At 64.6% G+C, this 19,998-nt stretch carries 17 protein-coding genes; 6 read left to right on the plus strand and 11 right to left on the minus strand.

What is annotated here, in order from left to right; all coding sequences use genetic code 11:
- The first annotated feature begins 171 nt into the window (after positions 1-171).
- The 3 genes from IE125_RS17370 (at position 172) to IE125_RS17380 (ending at position 3,445) form a co-directional block, all read left to right on the plus strand.
- A complete protein-coding gene (locus tag IE125_RS17370; protein ID WP_189445943.1) occupies positions 172-1,551 on the plus strand; it encodes a GntP family permease in 1,380 nt (459 codons plus the stop codon).
- 59 nt (positions 1,552-1,610) lie between these two features.
- Positions 1,611-2,756, plus strand: a complete 1,146-nt coding sequence (locus IE125_RS17375) for a glycerate kinase (RefSeq protein ID WP_189445944.1) — start codon at positions 1,611-1,613, stop codon at positions 2,754-2,756.
- A 209-nt stretch (positions 2,757-2,965) separates the two neighbouring features.
- Positions 2,966-3,445, plus strand: coding sequence for a Dps family protein (locus tag IE125_RS17380; protein WP_189445945.1), 480 nt, complete (start codon positions 2,966-2,968; stop codon positions 3,443-3,445).
- 95 nt (positions 3,446-3,540) lie between these two features.
- Here IE125_RS17380 and IE125_RS17385 read toward each other — a convergent pair whose 3' ends face one another.
- The gene (locus tag IE125_RS17385; protein ID WP_229809186.1) at positions 3,541-5,016 is read right to left on the minus strand and encodes a DNA recombination protein RmuC; all 1,476 of its coding nucleotides are present in this window, start codon (positions 5,014-5,016) and stop codon (positions 3,541-3,543) included.
- A gap of 352 nt (positions 5,017-5,368) precedes the next feature.
- On the opposite strand from IE125_RS17385, the gene IE125_RS17390 reads away from it, so the two are divergent.
- Positions 5,369-5,932, plus strand: coding sequence for a type 1 glutamine amidotransferase domain-containing protein (locus tag IE125_RS17390; protein WP_189445946.1), 564 nt, complete (start codon positions 5,369-5,371; stop codon positions 5,930-5,932).
- A gap of 288 nt (positions 5,933-6,220) precedes the next feature.
- Positions 6,221-7,279 (plus strand): App1 family protein phosphatidate phosphatase, encoded by a 1,059-nt coding sequence (locus IE125_RS17395; protein ID WP_189446067.1) that lies wholly within the window; start codon positions 6,221-6,223, stop codon positions 7,277-7,279.
- A 48-nt stretch (positions 7,280-7,327) separates the two neighbouring features.
- Here the strand turns inward: IE125_RS17395 and IE125_RS17400 are convergent, their stop codons facing one another.
- The 7 genes from IE125_RS17400 to IE125_RS17430 all read right to left on the minus strand — a co-directional run bounded on the left by IE125_RS17400 (position 7,328) and on the right by IE125_RS17430 (position 15,174).
- Positions 7,328-7,591, minus strand: coding sequence for a Txe/YoeB family addiction module toxin (locus tag IE125_RS17400; RefSeq protein WP_189445947.1), 264 nt, complete (start codon positions 7,589-7,591; stop codon positions 7,328-7,330).
- Positions 7,588-7,830 carry a type II toxin-antitoxin system Phd/YefM family antitoxin gene (locus IE125_RS17405; RefSeq protein ID WP_189445948.1) on the minus strand — a complete coding sequence of 81 codons (243 nt, stop codon included), beginning with the start codon at positions 7,828-7,830 and terminating at the stop codon, positions 7,588-7,590. The genes IE125_RS17400 and IE125_RS17405 overlap by 4 nt, the downstream gene beginning before the upstream one ends.
- A 94-nt stretch (positions 7,831-7,924) precedes the next feature.
- On the minus strand, positions 7,925-9,400 hold the full coding sequence (locus IE125_RS17410) for an aminoacyl-histidine dipeptidase (protein ID WP_189445949.1): 1,476 nt from the start codon (positions 9,398-9,400) through the stop codon (positions 7,925-7,927).
- A gap of 208 nt (positions 9,401-9,608) precedes the next feature.
- Positions 9,609-11,888 (minus strand): GNAT family N-acetyltransferase, encoded by a 2,280-nt coding sequence (locus IE125_RS17415; RefSeq protein ID WP_229809187.1) that lies wholly within the window; start codon positions 11,886-11,888, stop codon positions 9,609-9,611.
- A gap of 5 nt (positions 11,889-11,893) precedes the next feature.
- Positions 11,894-12,313, minus strand: a complete 420-nt coding sequence (locus tag IE125_RS17420; RefSeq protein ID WP_189445950.1) for a hypothetical protein — start codon at positions 12,311-12,313, stop codon at positions 11,894-11,896.
- Positions 12,314-12,381: 68 nt separating this feature from the next.
- A complete protein-coding gene (locus IE125_RS17425; protein WP_189445951.1) occupies positions 12,382-13,947 on the minus strand; it encodes a DHA2 family efflux MFS transporter permease subunit in 1,566 nt (521 codons plus the stop codon).
- A 6-nt stretch (positions 13,948-13,953) separates the two neighbouring features.
- Positions 13,954-15,174 carry an HlyD family secretion protein gene (locus tag IE125_RS17430; protein WP_189445952.1) on the minus strand — a complete coding sequence of 407 codons (1,221 nt, stop codon included), beginning with the start codon at positions 15,172-15,174 and terminating at the stop codon, positions 13,954-13,956.
- Positions 15,175-15,370: 196 nt separating this feature from the next.
- Between IE125_RS17430 and IE125_RS17435 the strand changes: the two genes are divergently transcribed.
- Positions 15,371-16,018 carry a TetR/AcrR family transcriptional regulator gene (locus tag IE125_RS17435; RefSeq protein ID WP_189445953.1) on the plus strand — a complete coding sequence of 216 codons (648 nt, stop codon included), beginning with the start codon at positions 15,371-15,373 and terminating at the stop codon, positions 16,016-16,018.
- Here the strand turns inward: IE125_RS17435 and IE125_RS17440 are convergent.
- From IE125_RS17440 to IE125_RS17450, 3 genes are read right to left on the minus strand one after another with little or no spacing between them, the layout of a single operon-like run.
- A complete protein-coding gene (locus IE125_RS17440) occupies positions 16,003-18,252 on the minus strand; it encodes a xanthine dehydrogenase family protein molybdopterin-binding subunit (protein WP_229809188.1) in 2,250 nt (749 codons plus the stop codon). The two genes, IE125_RS17435 and IE125_RS17440, sit on opposite strands and share 16 nt — an antisense overlap.
- Positions 18,249-19,253, minus strand: a complete 1,005-nt coding sequence (locus IE125_RS17445) for an FAD binding domain-containing protein (RefSeq protein WP_189445954.1) — start codon at positions 19,251-19,253, stop codon at positions 18,249-18,251. The genes IE125_RS17440 and IE125_RS17445 overlap by 4 nt, the downstream gene beginning before the upstream one ends.
- Positions 19,250-19,822 (minus strand): (2Fe-2S)-binding protein, encoded by a 573-nt coding sequence (locus IE125_RS17450; RefSeq protein ID WP_189445955.1) that lies wholly within the window; start codon positions 19,820-19,822, stop codon positions 19,250-19,252. Before IE125_RS17450 ends, IE125_RS17445 begins: the two co-directional genes overlap by 4 nt.
- Between the last annotated feature and the right edge of the window lie 176 nt (positions 19,823-19,998).

Below are 19,998 nucleotides of genomic sequence, written 5' to 3' on the forward strand. Positions count from 1 at the left end.
CCCGGGCCCCGTTACCATGCTTCGTTAGCGGTGGCAGCCAGGACGCCGAGAACCGCTCTGGCCGCTGTTCAATGACTTGCCATCGGGCTGCAGGTTGTCCCGGCAGACGCCGGCACCACCACCCAGTAAACTATCGGCACCCCTCATCCATCGGTTTCGGGAAGATCCGCCATGCTCTATCTCGCCATTCTGGCGTTGTTGATCGTTTTCATCGTGCTCATGACAACGCGATGGCAGCTTCATCCGTTCCTCGCGCTGCTCGGCGCCGCGGTCATCGGTGGCTTCGCCTACGGACTGCCGGGCAGCGATATCGTCGATACCATCGGCAGCGGCTTTGGCAAGATTCTCGGCGGGATCGGCCTGGTGATCGCCTTCGGCACCATCATTGGCGTGATCCTCGAACGCAGCGGGGCCGCGCTGACCATGGCAGAGACCATCGTCCGCCTGCTCGGTGAACGCTTTCCCACGCTGACCATGACGCTGATCGGTTATCTCGTCTCGATTCCCGTCTTCTGCGACTCCGGTTACGTCATCCTCAACTCGCTGAAGAACGCCATGGCCACCAGACTCAAGGTCTCGGTGACGGCCATGACCGTGGCGCTCGCCACCGGCCTCTACGCGACCCACACCTTCGTTCCACCCACGCCCGGCCCTATTGCCGCTGCCGGCAACCTGGGGCTTTCGCACAACCTGGGGCTGGTCATCGTGATCGGTATCGGCGTCGGCCTGATCACGGCGCTGGCCGGTCTGCTCTGGGCCAACCGCTTTCGTCGACTTCACGATGCAGATGCAGGCTTGCTGACCGATGCCAGCGACATGCCCGGAGACACCGCCGATGCAGACCCGTTTGCCGCCTTCCGTCGAGAGCACGGCGAGCTGCCGGGCGCCTGGCAAGCCTTCATGCCGATTCTGCTGCCGATTGCCCTGATCTGCCTGGGTTCGATCGCCAGCCTGCCCGCCGCGCCATTGGGCAGCGGATGGCTGCAGGCGCTGCTCGAGTTTCTCGGCGATCCGTTGATCGCCCTGGCTGCCGGCCTGCTCGTCGCCACCCGTCTGCTGACCTCCGGACAGCGCCTCACCGAATTGAAGGAGCGCGCCGGCGAGGGTATCACCGCCTGCGCCCCGATCCTGCTCATCACCGGCGCCGGAGGTGCCTTCGGAGCGGTGCTGCAGGCGACGCCGCTCGGCGACTATCTCGGCCGCACGCTCTCCGAACTGGGCATCGGCCTATTCATGCCGTTCTTGGTCGCAGCAGCACTCAAGACAGCCCAGGGGTCGTCGACCGTTGCCCTGGTCACCACCTCGGCGCTAGTCGCCCCGATGATGAGCTCGCTGGGGCTCGACAGCGAGATCGGACGCGCGCTTGCCGTCATGGCAATCGGTGCCGGCGCCATGACCGTTTCCCATGCCAACGACAGCTTCTTCTGGGTGGTGACGCAGTTCAGCCGCATGCCGGTCTCACTCGGCTATCGCGCTCAGACTACCGCCACGCTGATCCAGGGTATTACCGGCATCGTCGTGGTCTGGCTGCTGAGTCTCGTTCTACTTTAAAGCCGTGGTTCGAACATCTCCGATACTCCGATCTCAGATACCCGCACCGAGAGGACGCCATGAACATTGTCATCGCCCCGGATAGCTTCAAGGATGCGCTGTCGGCGCGAGATGCCGCCGCGGCCATCGCGCGTGGCATCGCGCGGGAATTGCCGACGGCCACCCTCCATCAGTGCCCGATGGGAGACGGTGGCGAAGGCACGCTGGACGCCCTGCTCGCCGCCACCGGCGCCGAGCGGCGCGAAGCGAACGTTCAGGATGCGCTCGGGCGAGAGGCCGTCGCCGCCTGGGGTTGGCAGGCCGATACCCGCACGGCATTTATCGAGCTCGCCGAGGCGAGTGGTCTGCAGCAGCTGAAACGTGATGAGCGCACCGCGCTTCACAGCACCACTTACGGCGTCGGCCAACTGATTCTGGCAGCGCTCGACGCCGGCGCGAATTCGCTGCTGCTGACGCTGGGCGGCAGTGCCACCAACGATGCCGGTGCCGGCATGCTGGCAGCACTCGGTGCGCGACTGCTCGACGCCGACGGCAATCCGCTGGCGCCCGGCGGCGCGGCGCTTGCCCGCCTGGCAACTCTCGATCTCGCCGGCCTCGACCCTCGGCTCGCCGCGCTCGAGGTGCAGACGGCCGTCGACGTCGACAATCCGCTGCTCGGCCCGCGTGGCGCCAGCGCCATCTTCGGGCCGCAGAAGGGGGCCAGCGACGCGGACGTGGCGACACTCGATCGCTCGATCGCACACTTCGCCGATCACGTCGCCCGCGCACTCGGAGAGGATCATCGCGAACTGGCTGGCGCCGGTGCCGCCGGCGGCATGGGCTTTGCTGCCCGCGCCTTTCTCGGTGCGTCGCTGCGACCCGGCATCGAGCTGGTGATGGACCAGATCGGCTTCGACGCCCTGCTCGCCGACGCCGACTGGGTCATCACCGGCGAGGGTCAGCTCGATGGCCAGAGCCTATCGGGCAAGACGCCGATCGGCATTGCGCGTCGCGCCGCCAGTCACGGCGTGCCGACCGTCGCCCTGGTCGGTCGACTCGGCGACCAGTGGCAGGCCGCGTTCGATCATCACATCACCGCCGCCTTTGCCCTCGCCGATGGGCCGATGACGCTGGACGAGGCGCTATCGCGCTGCGACGCACTGCTGAGCGATCGCGCCCAGTCGCTGGCGCGACTATGGTGCGCCAGTCATTCAATGTCAGGATAGACAGCGGCTCGAAGAGAGACGTTTTCACCAACACAAAAACTATCGACCGCGCCGATTGAATAGCACTTCTCTATTGTCGCCATATCGACGCTTGTCTAGGGCATCGACAAGCGGACAGATACACTATCGCCAGTCACTTCCTCTTCAGCGACCGGGGATCGCCCCGTAGCCCGCGTAACCGCATGAACTACTGCCAGGGAGCTACCGTCATGCCCGATATCGACACCAATGCCATCGGCCTGCACGCCTCGAGCGCTGCACTACTCGCCGACAAACTGAACGCGCTGCTGGCCAACTATCAGCTCTTCTACATGAACGCCCGCGGCTACCACTGGAACGTCAAGGGTGAGCAGTTCTTCGAGCTGCATGCGAAGTTCGAGGAGATCTATACCGATCTGCTGACCAAGGTCGATGAAGTCGCCGAGCGCATCCTGACGCTGGGGTACCAGCCGCTCCACGCCTACAGCGACTACGCCAAGGTTTCACAGATTCAGGAAGACAAGGACGTCGCCGATGGCAAACGGTGCGTGAAAGGCCTGGTTGCCGGCTTCCAGGTGCTGATCGAGCTGCAGCGCGACATCCTTTCGCAGGCCAGCGATGCCGACGACGAAGGCACCGCTTCGCTCGCCGGCGACTACATCCGCGAGCAGGAAAAGACCGTCTGGATGCTCAACGCCTACCTCGGCTGAACCGTGAGCGCATCGATGATTCAGCTCACCGGTGCGCCGATGGATTGCCGAGTTCGATGCCGGATTCGATGCCGCCTTCGGGCGGCAAGCCAGGATCATTCCCGCTCGGGCAACTCGCCATTGCTTCCCTCGTCCGAGAAGCGACCACCCCGCTCGATCTCTTCTCCACCGGATGCATCTTCGTGCTCTTCCGCCTCCCGTCGGAGATGTGCCGGCAGTTCGCGCTTCATGCGCACGCCAAGCTTCTCAAGCGCCAGCGCCTGGCTGACGAGACTGCCCTGACCGTTGGAGAGACGCGCCATCGCCTGATCGAAGCTGCCCTGAGCGCGGCCGATATGCCGGCCGACATCTTCCAGACTTGAGACGAATCCCTGGAACTTGTCGAGCAGCTTGCCGGCACGGTCGGCGATATGGCGAGCGTTCTCGTTCTGTCGCTCGAGATTCCACAGGCTCGCCACCGTACGCAGACTGGCCAGCAGCGTGGTTGGCGTGACCACGACGATGTCGCGGGAAAACGCATCCTGGAACAGCGTCTCGTCATGCTGGAAGGCGACGGCAAACGCCGGCTCGACCGGCATGAACAGGAACACGAAGTCGGGTGAGCGCAGCCCAGGCAGGTGCGGGTAATCTTTCCCCGACAGCGAATCAATATGGGCGCGAACCGCCTGCACGTGGGCGCGCAGCGCCTGTTCGCGTTCGGTGTCATCCTCGGCGTTGACGTAGCGCACATAGGCGTTGAGCGACACCTTGGCGTCGACGATCAGATGCTTGTCGTCAGGCAGGTAGATCACCGCATCGGGGCGCTGACGCCCGCTATCGCCTTCGATCGAGACCTCGCGTCGGTACTCGATATCGCGCCGCAGTCCGGAGCGCTCGAGCACCGATTCGAGCATCACCTCGCCCCAGTTTCCCTGCATCTTCTTGTCGCCCTTGAGCGCGCGGGTCAGGTTAGCGGCCTCTTCGGTGATCTGGCGATTGAGGCTCGCCAGCTGGTCGATCTGCACCTTGAGCGTGGTGCGTTCGCGCAGCTCCTGGCCGTGGATCTCCTCGAGCCGCTCGCGAAAGCCGGAAACCTGTTCGCGAAACGGCTTCAGCAGTGCTTCGAGACTATCCCGACTCTGGGCGCTGTAGGCCCGGTTTCGCTCGTCGAAGATACGCCCGGCCAGCGCCTCGAATTCATGGCCGAGCCGCGTCTTGGCCTGTTCGAGCAGTTGGAGCTGCTCCGCGTGCTGACTCTGCTGATGTTCGTGGCGCGTCTCCAGCCTTCCATACTGCTCCCGCAGCGTCGCCACACGCTCATTGAGCGTCTCGAGCTGAGTTTCGCGCGCCGAGAGCTGGCGCTTGAGCTCCGTCTGCTGCTCGCGCAGCTCATCCTGCTGGGTATCGCTCTGCGCCAGTTCCTGCTCGAGCCTGCGACGTTGGGACTCGCTCTCCTCGAGCGCAGTCCTCAGTCGTACGCGCTCGACGCCCATCACACGGCGCTGCCAGATCAGCACCAACGCCAGGCCCGCGACGACCATAGCGAGCGCAAGGCCGACTGCGCCTGGCCACTGCCCCATTCCCGCTTCCATTGCACTCTCCTTCCACACCAGCCTTCCACACCAGGCCTAGTTTCTTCCCGGCCGGGCCGACCCGGCGGCCACACCATCGACGAGAAGCCGTGCCGGCGCAAGCGCAACCAGGGTTTATTCGACGTTTGCGGCGATGACGCCTCCGGACCTCCAAGCCCCGGAGACCCTTGCCGATGCCCATCCCCGGCGCTGATGCGATTATTTGATCTGGATCATTCCAGTCGGATCATCGCGATTCGTCCTTGAACTCTCGCCACGTTATCCCAAACTTTTTAGGTAAGCCGAGACATGGACCGGGATGGCCCATGGGCTTTTCATCCAACGTTCGATACATCACGACCAGGAGGTCAAGATGGCTCAGCAACTCAACGGTAAACGCGTCGCCATTCTCGCCGCAGATGGCTTCGAAGAGTCCGAACTCGCCTCACCGCGCGCCGCCCTGCAAGGCCAAGGCGCGGAAACTCACGTCATCACGCCGGACGGCAAGGGCATCCGCGCCTGGGCGGAAACCGACTGGGGCGACACCTATGAGGCAGACAAGAGCCTCGATGACGTGAAGAGCGAGGATTATCACGCACTCGTCCTGCCCGGCGGCCTGTTCAACCCGGACACCCTTCGCCTGAACGAAAAAGCGCTCGCCTTCGTGCGTCACTTCTTCGAAGCGGGCAAGCCGGTCGCCGCGATCTGCCACGCGCCGTGGATCTTGATCAACGCCGGCGTCGTTGAAGGCCGCAAGATGACTTCCGTGCCGTCCGTCGCTCAGGACCTCAAGAATGCGGGTGTCACCTGGTTCGACGAAGCTGTCGTCGTCGACAGCGGTCTGGTGACCAGCCGCACGCCCAAGGATCTCGACGCCTTCAACGCCAAGGTGCTCGAAGAGATCGCCGAGGGCCGTCACAGCCATCAGCACGCCTGATCGGCACTGGAAAGCTTACGGATTGCCCGCCGAATGTTCGCCATCCGGCGGGCATTTTCGTGAGCGGCCGAAATCCAGACAGCGCGCGATCTTTGCAGGATGCCGCTCGCCTTCCCATACTCTCTGGCAGCCCCGCACTTCAGTGCACTTAACTTTTGCCAGGGAACGAACACAGACGTGCCATATTCCACCGACACCGCCGACTCCGGTTCCCGATCGCTGCCGCGACTGTTCGTGACCAAACTGATCCACTTCATCAAGAAGCTGGTGCGCCTGTTCATTCGCCCGATGCGAGGCGACAAGGGCGAGGGCGGCGTCATAGTGCATCCTTATCGCGGCTACGGCTCGCACTCCGAAGCTTTCATCATGGGGCGGGTGTTTCGCCAGCCCGGGCGTCTGGGGCGCTGGAAACGCGGTGGCGTAATGCGCGACCTGGTCGATGTCGCCCGTCGCGTGGTGAGACACGGCGTCGCCGACGCCAGAGTCGACATTCGACTCGGGGCCACGCACGCCACGGTCAACACCGATGCCGACGGCTACTTCTACGCCCATATCGAAATCACCCATACGCTGCCGGCAGAAGCCATGTGGCACACCGCCAAGCTCCGCGTGATCTCGGAGACGGACGCCATCAGCACCGAGACCGAAGTCTACATTCCGCCGGCAAGCACCGACCTGCTGGTGATCAGCGATATCGACGACACCGTGATGTACACCGGGGTCGCCAACAAGCTGAAGATGCTCTATCGCCTGTTCATGGAGAAGGCCCATCGACGCACGGCGTTTCCGGGGGTCGCGCCCTTCTACCGTGCGCTCTACGCCGGCGCCGAGGGCAATCGCCAGCGCCCCATGCTGTATGTCTCGCGCGGGCCCTGGAGCATCTACGAAATGCTCGAGATGTTCTTCAACATGAATCGCATTCCGGTCGGACCGATTCTGTTCCTGCGCGAGTGGGGAATGAGCCTGAAACGGCCCTGGCCGCGCAAGGCGGAAGATCACAAGACCGACGTGATTCACAACATGCTCACGCTTTACGACGAGCTGCCGTTCATCCTGATCGGCGACAGCGGCCAGCGCGACCCCGAGGTCTACGCCGAGATCGTCAAGGCCTACCCGGATCGGGTGCGTGCCGTCTATATCCGCAAGGTCGACAACGATCCGGAGCGCGACGCTGCCATCGAAGTCCTCGCCAACGAGATGCGCGAGAGCGGTTGCGAGCTGGTGCTGGCCCGCGACAGCGCCAGCATGGCCGAGCACGCGCTCGCCAACGGTTTCATCTCAAATGAGGGACTGGAAGAGGTGCGACGCGACCAGCAGCCCTGGTCACGCCGCGCGAGCGATGAGTAGCGAGCAGCCGCTCGGTGCGGCAGGCATCGTACTCGCAGCGCAGAAACATTATTCGTAGTGGCTCCAGAGCCTAAGAACCTTGACCACTTTTTCGTCGTCGAGCACCTGATAAACCAGCCGATGCTGAATATTGATGCGACGCAAGTAGGCACCCGCAAGATCGCCGATGAGCTTCTCGAACGGCGGCGGCTTGCAGTAAGGATCTTCCGCGATCAGTGCCAACAGCTCCTCGGCCTTGGGTTTGAGGCCACTGGAAGCCAGTTTCTTCGCATCTTTCTGAGCCTGCCGAGTGAAAGCCAGCCTCCACGTCACCAATCCAGCTCCGCATCACAGTCGTCCACCGGCGTCTCCATCCCCTCACGGATCGACTCCCGCATGCCCGGTACGGAGAGCAGATAGAGCGTCTCCTGAATGGCCGACCAGTCTTCTTCGGCGATCAGCACTGCCCGGTTACGTTTGCCCGTGATGACGATCGGCTGATGTGACTCAGCAGTCTCGTCGATCAACCGGTAGAGATTGCTACGCGCTTCAGTCGCGGTTACGCCCGTCATGACGCCCCCAGTCAATGGTCAAGATCCTACCGAAGTGTACGCTTTTCCGTACGTCCGTCAAGACGAACGTCAAGAGATACCGCGAGCCACGGTGTCAGGCAGCCTTGCCAGAGCCGATGTCCGCAACCAGCGCCTTGAGCACTTTCCAGAACTCCTCGACCGAGGCGAGTTCGGTGCGCTCGGTCGGCGAGTGGGCGCCGCGAATCACCGGACCGAACGAAATCATCTCGAGCTGCGGATACTTGCCCCCGATGATGCCGCACTCGAGCCCGGCGTGAATGACCTCGACCGCCGGATCCTCGCCGATGAGTTCCTGGTGCAGCCGGCGGAAGCGCGTCAGCAGCGTGCTGTCGGCGCTCGGGGTCCAGCCGGGGTAGGCGTTCTCGACCCGGGTCTGCGCACCGATCAGCCCGAACAGCGCGGCAAAGCGATCGGCCAAGTTCTGCGTGGCGCTGTCGCGCAGCGAGCGCACCAGCGCACAGAGGTGGAAACGTCCATTCTCGAGCGAGACGACACCCAGATTGTTGGAAGTCTCGACCACGCCAGGCACTTCGACGCTCATGCGTTCGACACCGTAGGGGGCGGCGTGCAGCGCGGCGACGAGGAGCTGGGTGGCGGTATCGGTCAGGGCTTCGGCCTCCTCGCAGGAGGTCGCGGCCGGCGCTACCGTCAGCGTGACGTTGTCGTCGACACCGGCAAGCTCCTCGCGATAGAGCGCCTGCTGTTCTGCCAACCGCAGCTCCAGTGCCGGCAGGTGGTGCTCGTCGATGGCGATGGTCGCGAAGGCTTCACGCGGCAGCGCATTGCGCAACGTGCCGCCACGATAGTCGACCAGCCGGATCTCGAGCTCGCCCAGCGCCCGTAACGCGCGCACCAGCAACTGGTTGGCGTTACCCAGCTCCTTGTGAATATCTGCTCCGGAGTGACCGCCGACCAGGCCGGTCAGCGCAATCTGGCGCATCACTTCCTCGTCGTCACAGCCGCGCATGGGCAGATCGGCATCGACCACCACGTCCGCGCCGCCGGCGCAGCCGATATAGACTTCACCACGATCCTCGGAGTCCAGGTTGAGCAGATACCGCCCTTCGAGCCAGTCCTCGTCGAGAGAAAGTGCCCCCTGTAGCGAGGTCTCCTCCTCCAGCGTGAAGAGCGCCTCGACCGGCCCGGTCTCGATATCGTCCGCCTCAAGAATCGCCAGGGCGGCGGCGACGCCGAGCCCATTGTCCGCGCCAAGGGTCGTGCCGCGCGCGTACAGCCAGCCGTTCTCGACGTAGGTCTCGAGCGGGTCGTTGAGGAAATCGTGCGGATGATCGGCGTTGGCCTGGGTCACCATGTCGAGATGCCCCTGCAGGACGATGCCGGGCACCGATTCACGGCCGGGGCTCGCGGCGCGTCGAATGCGCAAATTGCCATAGCTGTCGCGGTCGTGGGCAAGGCCTTTCTCGTCGGCCCAGCGCTCGAGCACCTCGACCAGCTGCGCCTCGTGGCCGGAAGGTCGCGGCGTATTGCACAGCGTGCGGAAGTGGCGCCAGACGGGTTCAGGAGCCAGTGTCAGCAGATGATCGTTCATGGTCGGTTTCCTGCGTGTCGCCGGTTGGCGATCGAGCGGCCGCCGGACGAGCGAGGCAGCCGTTTATCATCATGGTATATGCACGAAAATCACGCGCACGAGATTCAAGGTGCCAACACCTTACTCGTCGGCCCGACGCTTGACCATAGGGGAGCCGCCAAGCGATTGGCGGCAACGCCAGCTCCGCGGTGAGCGGCGTTCGCGAGCGTCACTTCCCGCCGAGAAGCCGGCGCGCCCACTGCCTGGCCGTCGCCTCCCGCTCGCGCCGCGCCGCCGCCGGCAACCCCGCCGATACGTCGGCACGAAGCGCAAACAGCATCGCCGCCATCGCGGCGATATCGGTACCGGTGAGCGCATCGCACGCGTCGAGCTTCTCCAGCGGCTGACGACGCCACCACGCAAGCCAGGCCTCGCGCAGCCAGGGCCTGACCAGCGGCAACGCCCCGCCACCTTCGGCAAACCAGCCGAGCCGTCGCTCGATCTCGGCGTCGATCGCCGGCGCACTTCCCTCGTGGAGCAGCAGCGCTGCGGTGAATGGCTCGATGCTATCGAGCTCGGTCGCCAGCAGATCCGGCAGCAGGCGCACGAAATCGTGGTTCATCCGCGCTATCGTCGACTGCGCTTCAGCGGTCAGACCGCGCCCCATCATCAGCGCCGGCTCGCCGCTGGAAGCCTCTCGCGTCAGCCCGATGCGCAGTGAACGGAAATCCTGCGCACGCCAGAACCGTATCAACTCGGGCTCGGCACCGAAGCTCGCGCCGAGATGCTCGATGCCGTGCGCACGCGCGGCCTTGGCGGCACGCTCGATCAGCCCGGCGCCGACACCCTGGCGCCGGGCCTCGGGATGCACCGCGATACGCATGACTCGCCACAAGTGCGCCTCGGCCGCTTCCAGAAACCCACCATGAGCCGCCAGCGACTGCGCCAGCAGGTGACCGCGCGGCCGCCGCCGTCCATGATGAATCTCTCCGGCCAGCGCGGCATCGAAACCGCCCTCCTGCTGCACGACGCAGAGCCCGACCACGAGTCCGCCAGCTTCGGCGGCCAGCAGATGAACGTCGGGGCCGTCCAGCAACTGGCGCAGATCGCTCGGCGCCGTTCGGTAGTGCGCCTGTACCAATAGACCGAAGACACGTTCGAGCAGCGGATCGTCCGCCGCCAGGGCGTCGCGATCCAACCAGCGGTAACCGACGGCGGCGTTTTCCAGCGCGCGCGTCACGCGCGGTGGCCTGGCGATGTCGGCATCGAGACAGAGCAGCGAGCGCGTCAGCGCTTCCAACGGGTCATCGTCGCCCCAGCGCACCGGCGTTTTCATTTCGAGACGGCGCCAGTCCGGCGTGACGCTGTCGAGCCGCGCGCGCAGTCGGACCTCGAAGCCGCGGCCGGTTCCCTCGTAGCCGTGCACCGTCGTGGCAAACGCCAGCCGGGGAAAGCGCTCGAGCCAATCACCGAGCCGTGCCGCGGGAATGGCGGCGGCCTCGTCGACCCACAGCGTCGGCGGTGCGTGCCGGTCGATTGATGCGTCCGCGAGCGCCGGCACCACCGCTTCCGGCGCCAGCCACGCCACGCAGCAGTTGCGCCCATCGATGACGACCTCGAAGCGATGTTCGCGACGAACACCGCACGGCAGCAGCGCGGCGAGCCGTGCGAACAGCGCCTCCACCGAGTCGACGCTCGGCGACGTCACCCACAACCGGCTCTCGCCCGCGCGCAGCCGCCGGGCAGCCGCGATACCAAGTGCGGCGCTCTTGCCGCGACCACGATCAGCGATCAATACCACCGGCCGCCGCCTACGCAGCTTCGCCAGCCGCTCGACGGCCAGTGCCTGATCCTGAGTCAGACAGTCGGGATCGACCGCCACGCCACCTTCGGAGCCGACGGGCTCAGGCCAATGCGGCAAGGAAGGCAGATTGCCATCCGCCCAGGTCGCCAGCGCCGAAAAGGCGCGCAGCCATCGCGCGCACCGGGCCAGATAGCGAGCGTCGAGCGTCTCGGGCTCGTGGGGCCAGTGCGCAAGGCGGCGATAGTCGGCATCGCCGCGCCAGTCCACGTGCTTGGCGTCGAGCCAGTGCGCCGGTGTCAGCAGTAGCAGCCAGCCTCCGGCTTTCACCGTGCCGCTGACCGCACCGAAGGCATCCGGGTCGAAGCCGCTACCTCCGCCGCCGGTGTTGCCACTGCAGGCATCGAAGACGACGAGATCGTGCTCGCAGCCGAGGCGGCTGCGTGCCCGTGCGTGGGACAGTGAGGGGATTTCGCCGTCGAGCGATGAGGGCCGCTGGCCAACCCAGAGCGGCGAGCGCCAGGCTCTCCTTTCACCCCCGGCCACAGTCGCGATCGCACTCTCAGTCGCAAACCAGCGTGCGGCCCTGGCGGCGGCGAGGCCGGCACCGTCATCGGCGATCCAGACCACGCCGCGCCAGCGCCGCGCCAGCAAGATCGTCTCTTGCTGGCGCCGCCAGGCGAGAAGTTCCGCCGTATCCGCGATCACCGTATTCAGCCAAAAACGGCGCCGAGATCCGGCTTCATCGTCGGGCAGAAACGCGCCGCGACGACGCCCAGCACGACGCCTCCCAGCGTCAGCAGAACCGGCAGCCAGGTCAGCGCCACGCCGGAGGAGACATAGAGGTAGAGAAAGAACACGGTCAGCACGCCGCCGCCCAGCAGGCGTCCGGCCTTGACGCCCGCCAGGTAGACGCTGACCAGTACGCCGACGAAAGGAATCAGCACGCTGAAAAGATTGATGGCGAAGCCATGTCCGCCCTCGCCCATCCCGGGCAGGATGAAGCGCGCGACCAGCTCCCAGGCGAGCAGATAGAGAATCACCGGTGCCGCGAATGCACCGATCAGACGCAGCACGGTACGCACGGGTTCATCGGCGCCGGGTCGCGGCGGTTGAGGATTGTTGAGCGACATTCGGCGCTTCCTGGTTGGCAAAGGATCGCGCTATTGAATCATCGCCGCCGGACAATTGCACAGCCGAGTCAGTGCTCGATCTTCTTGAGCAGAAACACCAGCGGCACGCTCAGCAGATAGATGCAGCCCATCCAAAGGAAGATATCGTTGTAGGCGAGCACCTGGGTCTGGATACCGACACGCTGACCGAGCTGAGCGACGGCGCTGTGGTAAGGGTCGGCAACGTGGCCGACCAGCATCGACTGATAGTTCTCGATCTGCTGCTGAACCACCAATCGCCCCTGGTTCAGCGAGCCGATCAGCTGATTCCAGTGGAAGTCCTCGCGCCAGTCACGCACGGTATCGAGCATAGCCAACCCCACCGCACCGCCAAGGTTGCGCATCACGCTGAAGAGCCCTGCCGCGTTGCCGAGCTCCTGCGGTGGCAGCGTGCCCATGGCAATACGCGAAGCGGGGATGATGCACATGATCATGCCGATGCCACGCACGATCTGCGGCCAGAAGAACTGCCAGAAGCCGGACTCATCGGTCAGATTCGAGTTCATGGCCGTGCCGATACCGATCAGCAGAAGCCCCATGAACAGCAAAAGGCGCAGGTCGACCGAGTTGGTCAGGCGCCCGACGAGGGGGGCGGTGAAGAACATCGACACGCCGGTGACGAACATCACCTCGCCGATCTGCAAGCTCGAATAGCCGCGCACATTGCCGAGAAAGAGCGGCATCAGATAGACCAGGCCATACATCGCGATACCAACGATGAAGACCAGGCCGGTGCCGATGGAGAAGTTGAGGTTCTTGAACGCGTGCAGATCGACGATGGGATAACGCGCCGTCAGCACGCGCCAGAAGAAGCCGATGCAGGAAACGACGCAGAGCAGCGTCATCCAGATGATCAGCTCGCTGGCGAACCAGTCGTCGCCGGGCCCCTCTTCCAGCACGAACTCCAGACTGCCGAGAAACAGCGCGATCAGGATCAGGCCCTGGAAATCGAGCCGCTTGGCGACCTCGGGATCACCCTCGTCGACATCCAGAAAACGCCATGCCGCGATCGTCACGCAGATGCCCGGAATGACGTTGGCCAGGAACAGCCAGTGCCAGCTGAAGAGTTCGGTGACGTAGCCGCCGACCGTCGGCCCGATCGACGGCGCCATGGTGACGACCATACCGATCACCCCCTGCACCGCCCCCATCTTGCGCCGCGGAAACAGCGAGAAGCTCACCGCCTGGGTGATCGGAATCATCGCGCCACCCATGAAGCCCTGAATGGCGCGCAGGATGATGAGCTGCTCGATGCTCGAGGCCAGCGCACAGCCGAGACTCGCCAGGGTGAAGCCGGCGCAGGAGATGACGAAGGCGACTCGCGTCGAGAGCCAGCGCATCAGCACGCCGGAGAGCGGAATCATGATGATCTCCGCCACCAGATAGGAGGTCTGGATCCAGGAGATTTCGTCGCTCGAGGCCGAAACGCCGGCCTGAATCTCGTTGAGCGAGCTGGCGACGATCTGGATGTCCAGAATCGCCATGAACATCCCGAACACCGCCGCAATGAAGCCAAAGCGGTGATGCCAGGAAGGCATGTCCTGCGGGCCGGCGTGATTGCCTGCAGGCGCTTCGGGTGTTGCCACCTCACTCATGCCGAATCACTCGCTCGCGCCGCTGGCTTGGCGCGACATGGCCTCATCGGGCTCGGCAGTCGAGCCGCCTCCGGACTGTCCCGAGGTCGAGGCGCCATCGGGCGGTTTCTGATCCGAAGCATCATCGGCCAGCCCGGAGTCCGGATCGCCATCGGGCAGCCCCGGGCCCGGATTAAAATAGATCGCCTGACCGTCGACTTCGCGAGTATCCACCGAGGGTACCACCGAGAGCCCCGCCTGCAGGCGCCACAGCTGATCCTTCGGACCAGTCACGAGGATCTTCACCGGCACGCGCTGGACGATCTTGTTGAAGTTGCCGGTGGCGTTGTCCTGCGGCAGCAGACTGAATTCGGTCCCCGTCGCCGGCGCCACGCTGTCCACGCGGCCGGTGAACGCGATATCCGGGTAGGCATCCACCGCAAGCGAGACCGGCTGGCCGACGCGCATGCGCTCGATCTGCGTCTCCTTGTAGTTGGCGACCACATAGGCGCTGGAGACCGGAACCAGCTGCATCAGCGTCAACGATGGCTGCGCCAGATTGCCCGGCTCGACGGTGCGATTGCCGATCACGCCAGCCCGACTGGCGACGATGCGGGTTTTGTCGAGCTGGCTCTGGTTGTAGGCAATATCCGCCTCGGCGGCTTCGCGATTGGCCTTGGCGCTGTCGATCGAGGCTTGATCCGCCGTGAGCTGCCGCTTGGCGGACTCGACGCTCGCCTGGCGCGCCTTCAGCGTGGCCTGCGCGACGTTCAACGACGCCCGGTCATCGTCGAGCTGCTGGCGCGAGGCATAGTTGTTCGCCGCCAGCGATTGAGAACGCTGCAGATGCTGGCGCGCCTGATCCACGTCGGACTGGGCCGACGCGACCTGAGCCTCGGCCTCATCGATGCTCGCCCGGTCGAGATCTACCTGACGCTCGGCCTGGGTCACGTTGGCGCTGCTCACCGCCAGCTGTGCCTGCGACTGGGCGAGCTGGCTGCGCACGTCACGGTCGTCGAGCTGGACCAGCAGGTCACCCTTTTCCACCCGCTGATTGTCGTTCACTGCCACCCTGACCACCTTCTGGGTCAGTTCGGCACGCACCGCCACGCTGTCGGTCCGCACGTAGGCGTTGTCGGTCTCGATGAAGAAACGACCGGTTTGCCACCAGTGCCAGCCGTAGATCAACGCGACCACGAGCACGACCACGACCACCGCGACCGTGTACAACTTCTTCTTGATCTTCATGCCAAGCCTATTTCGATAAGCCCGTGTCGACGAGCCTGTTTCGATGCTGGTGATACAGGCAACTCAATGTGTAATGTATGCTACACTATCTTTTGTAAAACGCCACCGCCATCGAGTATGAGAAGGTAGCGGTACGCATCCGAACGCAGCGCCGTTTCCCGTTCTGGATGCGTCCTGCTCCCGGCCAGAGACTTCCATGCCAGAACATTGCTCACAGACACCGCGCAAGCCGACGACCGAACGCGGCATGAAGCGTCGAGACGCGCTGATCGATGCGGCACACAAGCTCTTTCTCGAGCGCGGATACGGGCAGGTCAGCGTCAATGACATCGTGGCCGAAGCCGGCGGCTCGCTCTCCACGCTCTATCGCCACTTCGGCAACAAGGAAGGGCTGTTCCAGGCCATGATCGAACGGCGCTCCCATCATCTCTATGACGCCCTCTCCGCCGAGCGCGTCGATGAGCTGCCGGTCGAAGAAGCGTTGCAACGACTCGGCGTCACGCTACTCGCCAAGGTGACCGATTGCGAGACGCTGGGAATCTACCGCGAGGTGGTGTCGGAAAATCCGCGTCAACCGGAGATCGGTCGCATCTTCTACGCCGCCGGCCCCGGACGCGTACGCCAGGCGCTGGCGGACTATCTCGAGCGCCAGATGCAGGCTGAGCGTTTGCCGGCGGCCGACGCCATGGAACTGGCCGGGATCTTTCTGGGTTCGATCCTTGGCGAGCTGCACCTGATCCAGCTGCTGCAACTGCAATCGCCGCCCTCTCGGGCGGCGATCGAATCACGCGTCAGTCGCTGTGTCGCGCTGTTCGTGGGTGGGCTTCGCTACGCCGAACGCTGATCGGCCAACAGGGCCTCGATCGTGACCGGCAGATCCCGGTAGCGCTTGCCGGTGGCGTGGTAGAGCGCATTGGAGATCGCCGGCGCGATCCCCGTCAGGCCGATTTCGCCGACACCTCGCGCGCCAAACTCGTTGAACTTGAAGTCCGGATAGTCGAGCAGTTCTACGTCGATCTCCGGCGCATCGGCATGAACCGGCACGATGTAGTCGGCGACGTTCGAGTTGATCAGCCGCGCATCGCGAGGGTCGTAGTCGAGCTTCTCGAACAGGCCCATGCCAATGCCCATGACGATACCGCCCTCGACCTGATTACGCGCCGTCGGCGGATTGATCGCCCGACCGATATCCATGGTCGAAACGACCCGCGCCACGCGCACTCGCGAAATGCCCGGATCGAAACGCACCTCGACGAAGTGGGCGCCGAAGGAGCGAAAACTGTACTCCCCCTGCTCATCGCCCGGGGCGCTGCTACCTTTGCCATTGACGCTCGCGAGCCGGTTGGCCGCAAGCACATCGGCAAAGCTCACCGTGCGGTTGCCGTCGCTGAAAGCGCCATCGGCGACAGTCAGCGAGTCGGCATCCGCGCCTTCGAACGCACCACCGCTACCGGTCGCGACTTCCTTGAGCGCACTCAGCGCATCGCGCACTGCCGCGGCCACCGCCGGCAGCGTCGTCGCGGTCGCCATCGAGCCACCGGAAAGCGGCCCCGCCGGCAGGCTGGTCTCGCCCAGCTTGACCTCGATGTCGGAAAGCTTGACGCCGGTCAGTTCGGCCACCGTCTGCGCCACGATGGTGTAGGTGCCGGTGCCGATATCCTGGGTGCCGCAGGCGGCGAACAGCGTGCCATCGGCGCGCAGTTCGACCCGCGCCTCGCAAGGCTGTCGCCCGGCGAACCAGGTGCACGAGGCCATGCCATAGCCGATGATCTCGTCGCCATCGCGCATCGAGCCGATTTGCGGGTTGCGCTGCGCCCAGCCGAAGCGTTCGGCGGCGCTCTGCAGACACTTGTCGAGCTGTTTGCTCGACCACGGCAGCCCGCTGGACGGGTCGGATTCGGCGTAGTTCTTCAACCGCAGTTCGACCGGGTCCATCTCGAGCGCGACCGCCAGTTCATCCATCGCCGTTTCCAGCGCGAAAATACCGGAGACTTCGCCCGGAGCACGCATCGGACAGGGCGTGCCGTGATTGACCGGCAGAATGCGCTGGCTGACCGCCAGGTTGTCGCAGGCGTAGAAGCTCGGCGTCGCGCTACCACAGGCATCGACGTACTGATCGACGAGTGAGGTCTCGGTGGTGCTGTCATGGATCACCGACGTCAGCCGACCCTCGCGATCCGCACCGAGGCGAATGCGCTGGCGCGAGGCGGGACGATTGCCGCCGGACATCATGTCCTGCTGTCGCGGCAGCACTACCTTGAGCGGTCGGCCAAGCTCGCGCGCGGCTCCCGCGGTGGCAACCGCATGCGGCCACATGAACAGCTTGTTGCCGAAACCGGAGCCGATATAGTGGGAAATGACCTCGAGATGCTCCTGCGGCATATCGAAAATGCGCGCCATGGCGTTACGCTGGTAGAACACCCCCTGACTCGACTCATGAACGACGAGCTTTTCGCCTTGCCATTCGGCGAGCGTGGCGTGCATCTCCATCTGCAGGTGGCTCTCGGCGGCGATGTGGTAGACCTCATCGATCTTCACCGCACTGCCGTCGAAAGCGGCTTCCGGATCGCCACGCGAGCTGCCCGCGCTCTCGAGCAGTTGGCCCTCCTCGTCACTGTCGTGATCGCCATCCAGCAGGCTGGAAACGGCCCCCGTCTTCTGACGGTAGCGAGCGACGACCCGCTGCGCGGCGGCACGCGCCTGTTCGAAGCTTTCGGCGGCCACTAGCGCGATGTACTGGCCATGGTAATAGATGCGCTCGTCCTCGAACGGCAGGCGCACTTCGCTGACCTGATCGCCATGCCCCATGCTGTTCGGTGAGCGGTGCAGCTTGGGGAAATTGCCGTGATGGAAGATATCGACCACGCCGGGCATCGCCAGCGCCTCATCGAGTTCCAGCGCTTCGAGTTCACCATTGGCGATGGTGGCCGGCACGGGATAGCCGTAAAGCATACCCTCGACGTGCAGCTCGCCGGTGTAGCCGGCACGCCCGGTCAGCTTGAATTCACCGTCGACACGCGGCGTGCGCTGGCCGACGACCTTGGGCTTGTGAAACGCGGATTGGGTCATGTCGTTCATGCGGACGCCTCCTGAGTCTCTCCAGCACAACGCGCCGCTTCACGCAGCGCGCGTACGATCGCCTGTTTCGCCAACGTCACCTTGAACCCGTTGTGCGCAAGCGGCCGGGCATCCGCCAGCGCGATCTCGGCGGCGCGCTCGAAGCTCGCGATCTCGGCCGGCTGGCCGACGAGCGCAGCCTCCGCCTCGGCGCAGCGCCAGGGCTTGGTGGCAACGCCTCCCAGCGCGACTCGCGCCTCGCCGATCAGCTCTCCATCGAGCGAGAGTTGGGCCGCGCAGGAGGCGAGCGCGAACTCGTAGGAAGCCCGGTCACGCAGCTTGAGATAGTGCGAACCGGCCGGCACCAGCGGCGCGTCGAGCGTAATCGCCGTGATCAGTTCACCATCGCGCAGGTCATGCTCGATGTGCGGCGTGTCGCCCGGCAGCCGGTGGAATTCGCCGAACGCGACCTCGCGCTCGCCGTCGGGGCCCTTGAGTGTCAGCGTGGCGCCGATGGCGGCCATCGCCACACACATGTCGGACGGATGAACGGCGACACAGTCGGTGCTGCCACCGAGCACAGCATGCATGCGATTGATTCCGTCACGCGCATCGCAGCCGCTGCCCGGCGCGCGTCGATTGCACGCCGCCGCGGGGTCACGGTAATAGGGACAGCGCGTACGCTGCATGACGTTGCCGGCAGTCGTCGCCATGTTGCGAAGCTGCGTGGAGGCACCGGCCAGCAGCGCCTGCGACAGCACCGGGTAGTGCGCCTTGACCTCCTCATGGTGCGCCAGATCGGTGTTGGTGACGAGCGCCCCGATCTTGAGGCGGCCGTCATCGAGACGCTCGACGCGCTTCAACGGCAGCGTGTTGATATCGACCAGTGCGGTCGGACGCATGACATCGAGCTTGACCAGGTCGAGCAGCGTCGTGCCGCCGGCGACGAAGGCCGCCGTTGGCGCCGTCTGATGCGCGGCATGATCGACGGAATCGGCGCGAGAAAAAGCAAAAGGTCTCATGCGGCTCCCTCCTTGCGCTGAACCGAACCACGCTCGGCCGTGGCATCGTAGGCCAGACGCGCCTGCTGAATCGCTTCGAGAATGTTCTTGTAGGCACCACAGCGACAGATATTGCCGCTCATCGCCTCCTTCACCGAGGCGTCATCGGTACCGATACGTTCATCGGCAAGCAGCGCCGAGGCCGACATCATCTGGCCAGGCGTGCAGTAGCCGCACTGAAACGCATCGCACTCGAGAAAGCTCTGCTGAACGGGATGCAGCTCACCGTCGCGCGAAAGCCCTTCGACCGTCGTCACGTGCTGACCTTCACACATGGCTGCCAGGCGCAGGCAAGAATTCATCGCCTGTCCGTCGACGTGAACCGTACAGGCGCCGCACTGCCCGTGGTCGCACCCTTTCTTGGTGCCCCCGAGTTGGAGCTGTTCGCGCAGGACATCGAGCAATACAGCGTTGGGTGCGACCTGAAGCGAGGTCGCCTTGCCATTCAGCGTGAAATTCACCGTCAACGGTTCTCCATCGCCGGTTCCAAGGGGGGATTTATTGGGGGAAGAATGCACGGAATCATCCATCTTGCCGGCTCCTCATCGATTCGTGGACCGCGGCTTGCTGCGCGTCACTGCGTCTGGCCACGGTCAGGGAAAGTGCTGTTATCGGTCTCTTACCGGTCTTCGCCGGCTGTCAGGCATTCGCAACTCCAGGCTCGCGGAGCGCTCGACGGTCGAGAGCTTCCGGCAACGGCCGGGCC

This window comes from Salinicola rhizosphaerae (assembly GCF_014652715.1).
Lineage (GTDB): Bacteria > Pseudomonadota > Gammaproteobacteria > Pseudomonadales > Halomonadaceae > Salinicola > Salinicola rhizosphaerae.